The sequence below is a fragment of the Psychromonas sp. SA13A genome, assembly GCF_011378715.1.
Taxonomy (GTDB): Bacteria; Pseudomonadota; Gammaproteobacteria; order Enterobacterales; family Psychromonadaceae; genus Psychromonas.
In genome coordinates this window covers 59,266-74,914 of the sequence record NZ_WTKU01000003.1, presented here as the reverse complement: position 1 = coordinate 74,914, position 15,649 = coordinate 59,266, and the positions used below count along the sequence as shown (strand labels likewise).

Genomic DNA, 15,649 nt, shown 5'->3' with positions numbered 1-15,649 from the left:
TCATCACATCAATTATTGAGGAGATAAAAATGTCAAATGAAGGCTATCACGAACCAATAGATGAACTGTCAAATGAAACCAGAGATATGCATCGAGCTATTACTTCTCTGATGGAAGAACTTGAAGCTGTGGATTGGTATAACCAGCGAGTCGATGCCTGTAAGAATGAAGAATTAAAAGCAATACTTGCACATAATAGAGATGAAGAAAAAGAGCACGCCGCAATGGTGCTTGAGTGGATCAGACGACAGGATCCGACCTTTGACAAAGAATTAAAGGACTACCTTTTTACTGATAAGCCTATTGCTCACAAATAAAATGGGTAACGCACAAATACAAGGCGATTTTTCTACCTAACACGCCTTACTATAACCGTTATCATTCAACGTTAATTGGTAACGGATATAACTACCTTCCCTAGCAGACTTATAACCTTTATTAAGTTAGTTCTCTGTCCTGTAAACGATTTTATAAGTTATTTTTGGAGAATATCTTGAGTAATGAATGGGACCAATATGCCGATAGTTGGGACAGTGATCCTAGTGTTAAAGAATATGCAAAAAACGCATTTTCAGCGCTTGTCGCAACCATAAATATTGATGGTTTGAGGGTGCTTGATTTCGGTTGTGGTACAGGGGCATTAACTGAACTGATTAGTCCAAGCGTAAGAAAAATAGTAGCGATTGACCCATCTTCAGAAATGATAAAGCATTTAAATAACAAGGCATTAAATAACGTGGTCTCTGTTGCTGATTATTTGTCTGAAGATCTCATTAGCCACCAGCCAGAGTTAATCGAGCAATTTGCTCTGATTGTCGCCTCCTCCGTTTGTAGCTTCTTACCTGATTATGAAACGACATTAAGTTTATTAGCATCATTATTAAAAGAGCAAGGCAGCTTCGTACAATGGGATTGGCTATCAGATAATGATTCGAATGAAATGGGGTTATCAGTAAAAAGAGTTAAACAAGCCTTTGCGACGAATAACTTAGTGAATACGACTATAACAACGCCTTTTAATATGAACAGTTCAAAGGGCCAGATGCCTGTTTTAATGGCGATAGGTAAAAATAGCGCCAATATTAGTCAAGCTAATAGGTAACCGGATTTGATCCGTTAGCACAGCAGAAAATTACCTTAAACAGGTTTGCACTCTATAAGAGGAATAAATAATATGAAAATTAATGAAACCGGTTTTAACCCTGATTACGAAGAAGAAACGCTTACATTTGAACAAATTAGCGAGTTAACGGGCGATGCTATTATAGAGTTCGGTGCACCTTGGTGTGCTCACTGTCAGGCAGCAACAGGCGCAATAAAAGAAGTATTAACCGAGCACTCCTTAACTACACAGTCAAAGCTGCCTCATATCAAAATATATGACGGTAAAGGCAAAGTTTTAGGTCGCGGATTTAAGGTAAAACTTTGGCCAACGTTAATATTGCTTCGCGATGGTAAAGAAGTTGACCGTCTAGTAAGGCCATTAAGCGCAGACCAAGTTCGTCAATTAATATTAAAATAATGAATATCTACAGTTAACCTTAGATTCAAGCTTTAATAATTCGCCTTGAACTACGCAAAACTAACGGCACTGTATAGCCCCAAAATATAATCTTATGATTTTATGATTTTATGATTTTATGATTTTATGATTTTAACTATCCTCAATTCCGCTTTCATTAACCAGAATTGAGGTTTTCAATGAAAATTAACTCATCACGCTCGCTATTAATAACCTTTAGTACGGTCAATTGCGTTGGGGATCTCACCGGTATCAAAATAGTTAAGCAAATTCTTAGCAACTAACTTTGATGCAGTTCTGGTATTAGTCGGTGCTGATATGTGAGGCAAAATAGTTACCTTTGGCGACTCCCAGAGTGCATTATCAACCGGTAAAGGTTCTATTTTAAAAACATCTAACACAGCATGATTTAAGTGACCGCTTTCTAGGTGAGATAATAATGCTTTTTCATCTATTACCTTTCCACGTGAAAAATTAATAATCGATGCACCTTGAGGTAATAGGCTTAGGTTGTGGTCATTTAATAAGTGTTGCGTTTCATGTGTTAATGGCAATAAGCTCACTAAAATATCTGACTGTGTTAATACTTTCTGTAGCCCATCTTTACCATTAAAGCATTGTACGCCTTCTATACTCGCCAGTTTACGGCTCCACCCTGTAACATTAAAACCATTAAGTCGTAGTTTCTTTGTAGATGTACTACCCAGTATCCCTAACCCTAATATTCCGATTCTTCTATCTTTTAGTTCTACTAAATCAAGTTCACGCCAAATTTTTTGTCTTTGTTGTTGAAGGTATTTGGGCATATCTCGATGTAAATAAAAAGTCCATGCGACGACTGCCTCTGCCATTGTTTCAGCTAAGTTTGGGTCTTCCATACGCACGATATCAAATTTTGTATTAGGTAGTTCTGACACTAACCTTTCTACCCCTGCCCATAAGCTTTGTATCCAGACTAATTTAGGTAGCTCGGTGAGTTGTTTAGGGTCAGGGTTCGCCACGATCGCGACCTCAATATTGAGCTTTTGCTCTGGGGATAGCGCCTCATAAGCGATAATATTCACGCCTGTTAATTGCGCTTGAATAGACGTTATCCAAGCTGTTTTTTCTTTATCTGAAATTTGTCCAATAAATACAATTTGTTTAGTCATAAAGAAATACACCATTCAGAAGAAAATTCGAATTATCAATGCATCAATATATCAGCACATTAATAACAATCAAAATAGCAGATTCAGGTTTAGATCATTAGTATTCAAACAACAAGCTGAAGGACTTTCTTTGCATAGTAATGCAGTTTTGAAACGTTTAACTTTCAATCCTTTTTCTTGAAATTTATTTTTTTCGTAGTAAATCAAGTATTAAATGCCTTAAAACTGATATGTTTTATGAGACATTATGCCGCCTTACTCTATTTAAATTCTAATTAAAACTTACATCAAGTACCCAATGTAACTAATTTTCTATACTCCAATATTTTCTAACTACTTGAAAAAATCGTTAGCATCGGCTTTAATCGAACAAATGAAATATCACACTTCTTTGCTCACTTTACAATTTAAATAGCGCTGATATTCAGCCATGCCAACGGCCGATTAACCCTTTACATTTTTACAGTTGGACCTTTAATTAACTAATAAAGAAGCTCGATGTTCATTGTGGATACATCCCTCCATATTGTGTTTATCTGAATCAACTCAGGCAAATGCTGGCAGAGAATTAAACATAACCAAGGAAAGGAATATTGCCACACAAAATTAAAGTACAACAACATTACCTTCCCATCGGTTAATAAATACTGACCTCGCCAGCTTCGCTAATTCATGATTTTATTAGGTAACCACAACACGAGTTCTGGGAAAACCATACAGATAATCAAAACCAATAACTGTACCAAGATAAATGGTGTGACCGATTTATAGATATCCATCATCGTGATCCCTTTTGGTGCAATACCTTTTAGATAAAACAGCGCAAAACCATAGGGAGGTGTCTGCACTGCAATCACAATATTTAATATCATTAACACACCAAACCAAATCGGATCATAACCCAAGGCAACGGCAACAGGCGTAAAGATAGGCGCACACATAAGCACGATAATGAATTCATCAATAATGAAACCCAGCAATAACATGATCAACTGGAACATGATGATGATCATAATTGGCGGTAAATCTAGATTCGTTGCAAATCCTGCCACCATACTTTGTACCCCCATCAAAAGATGGAAGTTACTAAATACAGAAGCGCCTAAAATAATCCACATCGCAACACTTACTAATATAGACGTTTGTAAACCGGCCTTGATCATAATGGTAGGTTTAAAACGCTTGAAGAGTATGGATAATATGATGGCCCCTACTACACCAATTGCGCCAGATTCCGTTGGCGTAGCTATGCCCAAAATAATACTACCGAGCACAGCAACAATTAATAATAATGAAGAAAAACCATCTCGTATCGTGTTGAATAGTTCCAAGCCTTTTGGTACTTCAATATCACTTTCTGAATCAAAGGGTGCTTTTTCTGGGTTTAATTTACACGTAATAATGACGTAGGTAATAAGCAAAACAATAGTAATGAGTGCAGGCACCATGGCAGCTAAAAACATACGCCCCACTGAATTCTGAGTCGCCGCTGCAAACATAATCATCGGGATACTTGGCGGAATTAAGATACCTAATGATCCTCCCGCCATAATAACGCCAAGCGCTAATCTTTTATCGTAACCGCGTTCTAACATAGGTTTCAGTGCAATACTACTAGAGGTCATAATGCCCGCGCCAATAATACCAACCATCGCACCGATCATCGAACACACACCAATAACACTAATTGCTAGGGAACCTCGTACTCGGCCAATCACTAACTGGCTAGCATTAAACATTGCATCCCCAATCCCTGAACGGGTCAGAATCTGCCCCATATAAATGTACAGAGGAATAGCGAGTAAAATAAAGTTAAAAAATGTACCTTCAACTGTACTCGGAATAACATTAAATAATGCTTCACCCCAGACTAAATATCCAACGCCCATTGCAATGCCTGCGAGTGCTAAGCCAACCTGTGCTCCTAATGCAAAAGCGGTGAGGATACACACTAATAAAACAGCGGTTAATAATTCAATCTCCATAGTTAGATCCTCTTTTTTCTTTTCGTTTCACGAGTTTCTTTGCATCTTCTAATTCTATTTTTTTTTGTCGTTGCTCAATCAAATCATCAAAATCAACATGATCTTCTGGTTCATTTTTTAACTGACTTTTTACTGAAAAATCAGTTAAATAGTCAGATAATTTAGTAAGACGTAAAAAGCGCAATATAGATAAGACAGGTTTTTTTGCTGCATCGGCAGCTGACTCTTCTTTAGTGAAAAGTTTTCTACGTGTGCAAAGGTAAAAAATATTCTCTATGAATTCAGCGGAGTACTCGGCAATAAAAATAACTGCTGCAACCGTCATCATTAACCAAAAATGATAAACCTCTGCTGCCCACTCACTCTTTGTTCTGTAATTAAACTGCAAACTTTCATTGAATCTTTCAAAACTCATTTTCGCTAGCAAGATTAAAAAACCAACCGCAAGCGTGATAGTGATCAGATTAAAAATACTGCGCATATATTTTGGGGCTTTGAGGTAGATAATATCGACATTAATATGTGACTTTCTCTGTTGTGCATATGCACCGCCAAGTGCGGAAATATAACCGAACAAAAACAGTGAAGTATCGTAGACCCAAATGGTAGGGGAACCTAAAACGTAGCGAGCAAAGACTTCAAAGGCAACAAGGCCGGATAATATTGGTAGTAAGATGGGGACCGCTCGCCCAATTAGCTTGACGCAATAACGTACAAAACGGCAATATCTCTTTAATAGTTGTTCGATCATACTCAGCTCCAAACTGAATAAGGGTGGTCCCATAGGCCCACCCTTTAGCAGTTAATGATTCTTATTTTTTTGAAATATCAACAAGCTCTTTTGAATATTTATCTTGTTCTGAATAAAATTTAGCTAATGATTCGCCTGCTTCTTTCCATGCTTTTTTATCTGCATCTGAAGGCGCTGGGCTCCATAATAGACCTTTAGATTCCATCTCACCTATTGCTTGAGATTCCCATAAGATTGACTTAGTCATTTGCTCTTGAGCATGAACCGTAGTGGCAGCACTGACGATAGCTTGTAGATCTGGCGTTAATTTACTCCAAGCCTTTTGATTAACTACAATAGGTAATACCTGTGCACCAGCAAGTGGTAAACGATACATATATTTTGCAACTTCTACATGGTTCCCATCACGGTGATCGATCATATTTGAACCAATTGAACCATCAATGACACCAGTAGCAAGCGAAGTATAAATCTCACTCCACGCTAACGATACCGGGGCTGCACCAAGATTACGCAAGAATTTACCGTAAGCTCCTGGCGCACGAATTTTCATGCCTTTAAAGTCTTCAACCGACTTAATCTCATTTTTAGTAATAATATAAACAGGTGGTTGAATGTAAGGGTCTAACCAAACCATTCCCTGTTCTCCATATGCTTTTTTAAGTACATCAGCCCAACCTTTTTCATGAAAAAGTGTTGATAACTCACCCACATCATCAGTACCTCCAGGTAAACCAATCTCTACGATGCCAGCAGGTAATTCACCTGCATGCATTGATTGAAATGGGGCACCCATAGTAATAAGGCCCGATTTAACCGCCGATAAAATCCCTGTAGTACCAACACCTTCACCTGAATATAAGACCTGTACTGCAATACGACCGTTAGACATGGTCTCAATGTTTTTTCCTAAATTTTCATAAATTGCACCATATGCAGTCCCACGCCCGTAGAGATTAGCAAAACGCCAGTTATATTCAGCGGCGCTAGCCATTGCTGATGCAGCGAAGCAACTCGCTCCAAGTGATAATGCTAACAAACCATTTATTAGTTTATTTCTTTTAAAATTCATTATACAAATCCTTTATGTTTACGTGAGTTATTTTAGCTATATTTTGCTTGGTACAATCATTATTTACTAAAGCACTTTTAAATACAGCATGCATTACACAATATACAGAAATGCAATAAAAACACTAGTAGCCAACACTATGAAACTTAAGAGCCAAAAAACAAGAAAACAAACAATAAAATAAAATAAACGCATTAAAAACATGCACTTAAGATGCAAAAAAAACAGAAAATAAAAATAAAATGTTAAATTAACGTTAAAAAAATAAATAATTATGATCAATATTGAGACATTGAGCACTATATAGGTACGAAGCTTTTATTTTAAAGTAATATATATATACATAAAAATAAAAGATAATAAAATCAATTGACTATATAAATAATTATTTTATAAATTTAAATTTAATTTTTAAATAGGTAGTGGTAATTCAAGAGCTGAAATCACCCTAAAAGAGAAGCTAACATAAAAATAAAATCAAAATAACTTTATTTTAATGCCGCTTAAATGTAAAAAAAGGTACATATAAAATAAAAAAACATTACTACTTTAAAATAATTTATTCGATTTATTCGATTTATTCGAAAGATAGTAACTAGAAAGCTGAGGTTAAATTAATTATTCACCAACATCTGTGCAAAGATATTTGAAATCTAAATAGTCTTCACTAGCGTAATGCGATCCTTTGCGAACTCATCAATATTTTTTTATGCCACCAAAAGAGTTGCTTGATTGGAAATTAACTTGGCATTTACGCCGACTATTCAATATTCTAAAGACCCAGGAGTGCAATATGCCCTTACTGCATTATTGGTGACAATATACGTAGTCAAACCAAACTCTTTTCTTTAACTAATTACATCGCTTGCATAACAATGCTGATAATATTGATGCTGTATTTGCACATTCATATAACCATGGGTATGATTTATACGTTATGTGGCTACATAAACTAGTGCCAATTAGGATTAATTAAGGGGACCAATTGAGTGTATTAAGTAGTGATCTTATCCTGCAACGCTTTAGTGAAGAGACAGAAGGTAAATTATATCAACGTCTTTATAATGCGATCCGCAGTAGTATACTCGATGTTAGTCTACGGCCATTAAGCCGCCTGCCGGCATCTCGAGACTTAGCAAAGGTTGTTGGTATATCGCGTAATACGGTATTAACCGTTTTTGAACAATTATTAGCAGAAGGGTATATATTTTCTCGAAGTGGGAGTGGTACCTTTGTTGTTGAAACGATACCGGATAGTTACCTCTCCGCTGTTAACACCGAATTAGGTGATAGTAATACCGAAACACAACTCGAGTTATCAAAACTTGGTATGGTACTGTTGGAAAATGCCAGTGCTGCCCAACAACAATGGGGGCCATTTATTCCAGGCGTACCCGATGTTAATGCATTCCCACACCAACTTTTCAGTAAAATCCAAGCACGTATTAATCGTCGCCCAAATCCGCATTCATTAACTTATAGCAACTCAGGTGGCAGTCCACACTTACAAGAAGCTTTGGTTGACTACCTGCGCGTTGCTCGTTCCGTACGCTGTGACTCAGAACAAATTTTAATCACAGAAGGTATACATCAAGCAATTGATTTGATTACTCGTATGCTTTGCAATGCTGGCGACGAAGCATGGATAGAAGAACCAGGTTATTGGGGGATTCGTAATATTCTGCGTATGAATCAGATAAAAGTGACACCGCAGCAAGTTGACAAACATGGTATGCAAATACCTAAACAAGTTGCCGAGACTCCACGGTTGATTTTTGTGACCCCATCGCATCAATACCCATTGGGTTCTGTGATGAGTTTAGCACGCAGACAGAAATTATTAGCATTCGCTTCTGCATCTGGCAGTTGGATTGTGGAAGATGATTACGATAGTGAGTTCAGGTTTTCTGGACACCCTATTCCAGCTCTTCAAGGACTAACAGAAAACGCCCCGGTTATTTATATAGGCACTTTCAGTAAAACATTATATCCGGCATTACGTATCGGTTATGTTGTGTTACCTAAAGTATTAATGAATGCCTTAAAAACAGCTCATTCAGAACTTTATCGTGGTGGCCACTTGTTAATTCAAAATGCAATTGCACAGTTTATAGAGGAAGGATACTACGCCGCGCATATTCGCCGAATGCGCCTGTTGTATGCAAAACGCAGAGCCTTTCTTTGTGATTTAATCAGCGAATACTTAGGTGCCGATCTATTGAGTCAATATAGCGATAATGCAGGATTGCATATTGTTCTCAATTTACCCGACAGTACGAATGATGTGGCTATTTGCCAAGCCGCTAATGCCGAAGGTATTTTGGTAAGACCATTATCACGTTACTACATGCAAACTCATGCCCGAAAAGGTTTATTAATCGGCTTTGCTAGCGCTACAGAAGTACAAATGGAAGTAGCATTTAAACAACTCTTAAAATACATGGAGCAACATACTAATATAACGAATAATCTGACGATGAAATCGTAGGGATATTATTAATTAAATTAGTGTAATATTATATCCTTTTTAATAAGCAATTTCTGTTACTCACTATCACTAATAATAGAGAGTAAACCGCATGAAAAATCATGAGATTAGCTATACCCCTGATCACGAAGAAGAACCCCTTACATTTTAAGAAATTAGCAAGTTAAGGGGTGATATTATTATAGAATTTGGTGCTCCTTGGTATGCTCACTGTCAGACAGCAACAAGCGCAATAAAAGAGGTATTAACTGAGTATTGCTTAACTACACAGTCAAAGCTCCCTCATATCAAAATTTATGACCGTAAAGGCAAAGTTTTAGGTCGCGTATTTAAGGTAAAACTTTGACCAATGTTAATATTATTACGCGATGGTAAAGAAGTTGACCGTTTAGTTAGGCCATTAAGCGCAGACCAAGTTCGTCAATTCATATTAAAATAACGAAGCTCTATAATTAACTCATTCAATGGACGTTGGTGAATTTTTCTTCTCATACACCAACGTTTTTAAGCTCTACGGTTTTGATCTCGCTCAATCAAAGCGGCATAAAACTAAACACCGGCCTCCTCCCAGACACCTCCCTGAAAAAATAATAAACACCTAAAATAGCAAGGTTTTCTCCTCCTATAACCTTAAAAACAGATATTATTTTCATAAATAAAATAAAAACCAATCTATATCAATTAACAGATCAAGTGATTATGATGTGCTCCCTCAACAATTTATATTATTAAAAATTCATTTTTTATCACTTTTAACGACTTTATGGACTTGTTATGAACAACAAAAATAACTCAGCTCAATCAGGTGGAGTATGGTCACGCCTGGAACTATGGAAAAAAATTCTGATAGGAATGCTTCTCGGTGTGATGGTTGGTACTTTGATGGGGCCTAGTGCTGAAATTCTTAAACCATTAGGTACACTTTTCATTAATGCCATTAAAATGCTGATTGTTCCGTTGGTTTTTTTCTCACTTATTGTCGGTATCACTTCAATGCAAGATACCAAAAAAATGGGACGAATTGGGCTTAAAGCAATTGTGCTTTATTTAGGAACCACGGCTTTTGCAATCACTATTGGTCTTGGGCTTGCTACTATTTTCACACCGGGCGCAGGATTGGAGATGGTTGCAGTATCATCAGATGCAGCGATACCTAATGCGCCGACTTTGGTCCAAACATTACTTAATATGATCCCTAAAAACCCAGTAGGCGCATTAGCCGCGGGTAATATTTTACAAATTATCGTGTTTGCTATTGGTTTAGGTGTTTCTTTAGCGTTGATTGGTGAAAAAGCCGATCCTGCGATCAAGCTTTTTGAAAGCCTTGCAGAAGCGATGTATAAACTAACTGAGTTAGTGATGAAACTTGCTCCTTATGGCGTATTTGGCCTAATGGCTTGGGTTTCAGGCAAGTATGGTGCAGACGTATTACTACCATTAATAAAAGTAATTGCCGTTGTGTATTTAGGGGCATTAATCCATATTGTTGTATTTTACAGTGGTGTGATTGCTATTGTGGGCCGCCTAAACCCTGTTCGTTACTTAAAAAGCTTAACAAACCCAGCTGCCGTTGCATTTACCACAGCAAGTAGTTCAGGCACTCTGCCAGCGACAATTAAAGCTTCACGTGAAGAACTAGGAGTTTCTAAAGGTATCGCAAGTTTCGTTCTACCACTTGGTACAACCATTAACATGGATGGAACGGCTTTATATCAAGGGGTTTGTGCTCTGTTTATCGCACAAGCATTTGGTGTTGACCTTGAGGCTGCTGACTACATTACGATCATACTAACGGCTACATTAGCGTCAGTAGGTACCGCAGGTGTCCCTGGTGCTGGTCTGATCATGCTTTCATTAGTATTAACAACCGTCGGCCTTCCACTGGAAGGATTAGCGATTGTTGCTGGTATCGACCGTATTCTTGATATGGCGCGTACTACAGTTAATATTTGTGGCGATATGATGGTTTCATTATTGGTTGCTAAAAATGAAGGAGAGCTTGATGAAGAGATCTTCGAAGGCAAAAAAGCATTCCAAGAAACGGTATAAAAACTGACTCTTAATAAGATCAAACGCCGCTGACTAGTGGCGTTTTTTTAAACCTTATTTGCGCTGAATTCCAACAATAAAACACTTCAAAAAATTTTCAAGTAAACACCATTAATACTCAAACCCCAGCAATAACACTAGCAGTCACTACCTCTCACCTGATATCTACTCATAAGCCTCAATCTATATAAATCTATTGCTGACACTTTGCTTATAGACACAATTTGTTTTGCATCAATACCTAGGTAATTGGTTTGGTTATAGTGTGCCGAAGTTAACTCATCCACTACTGTGGATAATTGGTAAAAATCGGAGCGAAGATTAAACATGAATCAATCTATACACGGTCATCAGGTTATGGAAATGATGGCAAAATCAGAACAAACTTATACTAAACAAGCGTTAAAAGCAGAAATTGCTACTAGTTTTGGTGAGAATGCACGTTTTCATACTTGCATGGGCAGCGACTTAAACGCGGATCAGTTGATTGAGTTTCTAGCATCGAAGGGAAAGTTTATAGAATCAGTTGAGGGGATTAAAATGCCAGAAGAGCACCTTTGTTAAATTTATAAACGCTATTAATTGTTAAATGAATGCTGTCAGATGAGGTTTAATGTAGAGCATTGATAAAAGAGTGATTAAGCACTCCTTTATCAATAGGCACGTTTAATAATAATCTAAGGGCCTGTACTAGTATTTTGAAGCCCCTGTAAATATTTACAGCAACTTAACAATTAACCTTTTACATTCACTGCCGCATCTTTAAAAAAGGCGTGTAAAGTCAAGATCAGGTGCTTTTCTAGTATTTGAGATGTAAAGTCATTTAATGTGTTATAAGACTCAAAATCACCTCTTTCATGGTCAACTTGGTCTCTTACTTTAAAGTTTTTACTAAAAATAACTTCGCCTTTTTGCTGTAAAATATATCTCGCGTCAAAGTCTGCAATAATATCGTACTCAGAAGATGCAAAACCCAACGTTAATAAGTCTTTACCAAGGCTTTTTGCAAATTCATAATCTGCATAAGCAGGCCCGAGCTTGTTATATGCGGTCAGTTCAATTTTTAACGTTAAGTCAGGATTATCAACTAAATACCTAACCGAAATAGGTAACTGTTCAAATATAAGTTTAGGCAGCTCTTTTAAAGTTGATGCCGATGCAACAGATAACTCAGCTTCTTCTAATGGAGCTAAAGGTAATTGTTCTCCTCCAGTGAAGATACCAGGCTTAGGTTGGCTATATAATATTTCATAATTTAGCGACTTATTTTCATAGGCCGTATCATGTATTTTTACGACGACTGGCATTTTAATTTCTGCATGAGTTGCACATCCGGCTAACACTGACACCATTAATAATAATATTACTTTTTTCATTTTAATATCTCACGTCCTATCAATATTTGAATAGTAGGCTAGGACGAATAGAAGCCTAATAAACACATCAACAATCATCGCCGACAAAATAACACTTAGTGATTATATAAATGACTAATTTATGACAATAAATTTTCACTGGAGTCTACTACACTCTTAACAAAGATCAATAACTTAAAAGCAAAAAATTAAATTATGGGATCAACGAAAGTTAATGATAACTGAGGATGAAGAGTCGACGAACAAGGAGAGTTAATATAAAAGGTATCGTTATTATATTATTTAAAAACTAAGTTGATAGGTTTTATCAATAATCTATCAACATAAAGAATTGTAAAATTGAGATATCAAAAAATAAATTTTTAAAAATTATTGCTGCTATAAAACGCAATTTTTACATTTAAAAAAAACCAAAATAGTTATTGCAATTTGTATAAAACAGACCTCACTTACAGCATTTTGTTAGTAAGTACTAACAGATATAAACCATGCCAATTTGTCCACAATTTTATCCACTAATTTAATAATAGTTATCCCTTGAAAAATTTTCAAAAAGCTTTATCTTGTGCCTCTTCCTTAAAACCAACACTACATCTTGTGTTTTAAATGAACAATCAACACTATAAGAAATAACTGCTTGTAATCGCTAAAGTAATTATTTTGTTCTTCGAAAAAGGTAAAAAAATGAATAAAAACCTATCTGTGACCAAACGAAACGGAAAGAGAGAAAGCATTGATCTTGAGAAAATTCACCGCGTGATCACATGGGCGGCTGAAGGGCTAAGTAATGTTTCTGTTTCACAGGTAGAGTTAAATTCACATATCCAGTTCTATGATGGCATTCGTACTGATGACATCCATGAAACTATTATTAAAGCAGCTGCTGATTTGATATCAGAAGAGTCGCCTGATTATCAATATTTGGCAGCTCATTTAGCGGTATTCCATTTACGTAAACGTGCTTACCGTCGTTTCACGCCACCAAGTGTGTTTGAACATGTCAGTAAAATGGTGTCAAAAGGCAAATACGATGAGCATCTATTAGCCGATTACACCAAACAAGAATTTGAAGAAATGGACAAGTTTATCGACCATGATCGTGACTTGAACTTCTCTTATGCGGCAGTAAAGCAGTTAGAAGGTAAATACCTGATTCAAAACCGTGTTACCGGCGAGATTTATGAGAGTGCACAGTTTTTATACCTGATGGTGTCTGCTTGTTTATTTGCTGATTACGATAAAGATGTGCGTTTAGATTATGTAAAACGTTTTTACGACGCAACGTCTCAATTTAAAATATCATTACCGACGCCTATTATGTCTGGCGTACGTACACCAACACGTCAATTTAGTTCATGTGTACTTATTGAAGCAGATGATAGCTTAGACTCTATCAACGCGACCTCAAGCGCCATTGTGAAATATGTATCGCAACGTGCGGGTATTGGTATCAATGCAGGTCGTATTCGCGCAATGGGTAGTACAATCCGTGGTGGCGAAGCCTTCCACACAGGTTGTATTCCCTTTTACAAACACTTCCAAACGGCGGTTAAATCTTGTTCTCAAGGTGGTGTTCGTGGTGGTGCAGCAACGGTCTTCTACCCTATTTGGCATTTAGAAGTTGAATCATTATTAGTACTTAAAAATAACCGTGGTATCGACTCAAACCGTGTTCGTCATCTTGATTATGGTGTACAACTGGGCCGTTTATTCTACCAACGTTTAATCGACAAGAAAGACATCACTTTATTTAGTCCATCTGATACACCGGGACTATACGATGCTTTCTTTGAAGACCAAGATGAATTTGAGCGTTTATACCACCTATATGAAAGTGATGAGTCTATTCGTCAAACTTCGATTCCATCAGTACAATTATTCTCACTACTGATGCAGGAACGTGCAAGTACAGGTCGTATTTACATTCAAAATGTCGACCATTGTAATACGCATAGCCCATTTGATAGTAAAGTTGCACCGGTTCGTCAGAGTAACCTATGTTTAGAAATTGCATTGCCGACTAAGCCGTTAAGTCATATTAAAGATGAAGAAGGCGAAATTGCGTTATGTACTTTGTCAGCCATCAACTTAGGCGCGATTAAGTCATTGGATGAAATTGAAGAACTATCAGAGCTAGCGGTACGTGCTTTAGATAACTTATTAGATTATCAAGATTACCCAATTTTAGCGGCAGAAAAAAGCAGCATGAACCGCCGTACGTTAGGTATAGGCGTAATTAACTATGCTTACTACCTAGCAAAAAATGGCGTGAAGTACTCAGATGGCAGTGCAAACAACCTGACACATAAAACCTTTGAAGCGATTCAATTCTACCTATTGAAAGCATCAAACAAATTAGCCAAAGAACGTGGTGCTTGCCCACTATTTAATGAAACTAATTACGCAAAAGGTATTCTTCCATTAGATACCTATAAAAAATCGCTAGATGCGATTTGTGATGAAGCCTATCACCTAGATTGGGAAACATTACGTGCAGATATCGTTAAAGATGGTTTACGTAACTCAACATTATCAGCATTGATGCCTTCTGAAACATCAAGCCAGATATCTAATGCAACCAATGGTATTGAACCACCACGTGGTTTCATCAGTATCAAAGCGAGTAAAGATGGGATTTTAAAACAGGTTGTTCCTGAGTTTGATAAATACAAAGCAAACTACGAACTGTTATGGACCATTCCTAATAACCAAGGTTATTTAGAGTTAGTAGGTATCATGCAAAAGTTTGTTGACCAAGCTATTTCAGCAAACACTAACTATGACCCTAAACGTTTTGATGATGGCAAAGTGCCGATGACTACGTTACTTAAAGATCTGTTAATGGCTTACAAAATGGGTCTTAAAACACTTTATTACCATAACACCCGTGATGGTGCTGATGATGAAAAAGTAATTGAAGACGATGGCTGTGCCGGTGGCGCTTGTAAGATATAACCGTTGTGTTTAATTAAATGTGTCATTATTGTGGATAAGTTACAATTAATTGTTATAAAAAGAATGTACTGAGTACATTCTTTTTTTTTGCCTATAATCTATGTTTCGTGCGTTTGCAGACAAAACTAACATTTTGCTTTTAAACAAAAAAATAACCAGATCATTTCTACTATCTCTCCTATACTTTTTGTTCCAAAAAACATCTCAATTAACTTTTTTCACTTTTTTTAGATTAATAAGCAATTAAAAACAGCTTACTAAGGTCTTTATGTTTGAGTTATCCATTGCACGATGAAAAGC

General features: G+C 36.7%; 12 protein-coding genes. 7 read left to right on the top strand and 5 right to left on the bottom strand.

The annotated features are described in order from the left end of the window. Positions 1–29 precede the first annotated feature (29 nt). The 3 genes from GQR44_RS04395 to GQR44_RS04385 all read left to right on the top strand — a co-directional run bounded on the left by GQR44_RS04395 (position 30) and on the right by GQR44_RS04385 (position 1,522). Positions 30–317, top strand: coding sequence for a ferritin-like domain-containing protein (locus GQR44_RS04395; RefSeq protein WP_028869728.1), 288 nt, complete (start codon positions 30–32; stop codon positions 315–317). Positions 318–493: 176 nt separating this feature from the next. After that, positions 494–1,102 (top strand): class I SAM-dependent methyltransferase, encoded by a 609-nt coding sequence (locus tag GQR44_RS04390; RefSeq protein WP_166369657.1) that lies wholly within the window; start codon positions 494–496, stop codon positions 1,100–1,102. A 72-nt stretch (positions 1,103–1,174) separates the two neighbouring features. Next, a complete protein-coding gene (locus GQR44_RS04385; RefSeq protein ID WP_166369655.1) occupies positions 1,175–1,522 on the top strand; it encodes a thioredoxin family protein in 348 nt (115 codons plus the stop codon). A gap of 206 nt (positions 1,523–1,728) precedes the next feature. On the opposite strand, the gene GQR44_RS04380 is transcribed toward GQR44_RS04385, so the two are convergent. The 4 genes from GQR44_RS04380 to GQR44_RS04365 all read right to left on the bottom strand — a co-directional run bounded on the left by GQR44_RS04380 (position 1,729) and on the right by GQR44_RS04365 (position 6,481). After that, complete coding sequence (locus tag GQR44_RS04380) at positions 1,729–2,673, bottom strand: glyoxylate/hydroxypyruvate reductase A (protein WP_166369653.1); 945 nt, start codon at positions 2,671–2,673, stop codon at positions 1,729–1,731. 665 nt (positions 2,674–3,338) lie between these two features. Continuing rightward, complete coding sequence (locus GQR44_RS04375) at positions 3,339–4,658, bottom strand: TRAP transporter large permease subunit (protein ID WP_166369651.1); 1,320 nt, start codon at positions 4,656–4,658, stop codon at positions 3,339–3,341. Continuing rightward, positions 4,648–5,409 carry a TRAP transporter small permease gene (locus tag GQR44_RS04370; RefSeq protein ID WP_166369649.1) on the bottom strand — a complete coding sequence of 254 codons (762 nt, stop codon included), beginning with the start codon at positions 5,407–5,409 and terminating at the stop codon, positions 4,648–4,650. The genes GQR44_RS04375 and GQR44_RS04370 overlap by 11 nt, the downstream gene beginning before the upstream one ends. A 61-nt stretch (positions 5,410–5,470) precedes the next feature. Continuing rightward, entirely contained in the window at positions 5,471–6,481 is a 1,011-nt protein-coding gene (locus GQR44_RS04365; protein WP_205962962.1) for a TRAP transporter substrate-binding protein, read from the bottom strand. A gap of 985 nt (positions 6,482–7,466) precedes the next feature. Between GQR44_RS04365 and GQR44_RS04360 the strand changes: the two genes are divergently transcribed. The 3 genes from GQR44_RS04360 (at position 7,467) to GQR44_RS04345 (ending at position 11,582) form a co-directional block, all read left to right on the top strand. After that, positions 7,467–8,969 (top strand): PLP-dependent aminotransferase family protein, encoded by a 1,503-nt coding sequence (locus GQR44_RS04360; protein WP_166369647.1) that lies wholly within the window; start codon positions 7,467–7,469, stop codon positions 8,967–8,969. 774 nt (positions 8,970–9,743) lie between these two features. Continuing rightward, positions 9,744–11,018, top strand: coding sequence for a dicarboxylate/amino acid:cation symporter (locus GQR44_RS04350; RefSeq protein ID WP_166369645.1), 1,275 nt, complete (start codon positions 9,744–9,746; stop codon positions 11,016–11,018). A gap of 327 nt (positions 11,019–11,345) precedes the next feature. Then, positions 11,346–11,582, top strand: coding sequence for a YecH family metal-binding protein (locus GQR44_RS04345; RefSeq protein WP_166369643.1), 237 nt, complete (start codon positions 11,346–11,348; stop codon positions 11,580–11,582). A gap of 170 nt (positions 11,583–11,752) precedes the next feature. Here GQR44_RS04345 and GQR44_RS04340 read toward each other — a convergent pair whose 3' ends face one another. Next, complete coding sequence (locus tag GQR44_RS04340) at positions 11,753–12,394, bottom strand: hypothetical protein (RefSeq protein WP_166369641.1); 642 nt, start codon at positions 12,392–12,394, stop codon at positions 11,753–11,755. 684 nt (positions 12,395–13,078) lie between these two features. Between GQR44_RS04340 and nrdA the strand changes: the two genes are divergently transcribed. Further along, on the top strand, positions 13,079–15,349 hold the full coding sequence (gene nrdA / locus GQR44_RS04335) for a class 1a ribonucleoside-diphosphate reductase subunit alpha (protein WP_166369639.1): 2,271 nt from the start codon (positions 13,079–13,081) through the stop codon (positions 15,347–15,349). The last annotated feature ends 300 nt before the right edge of the window (positions 15,350–15,649 follow it).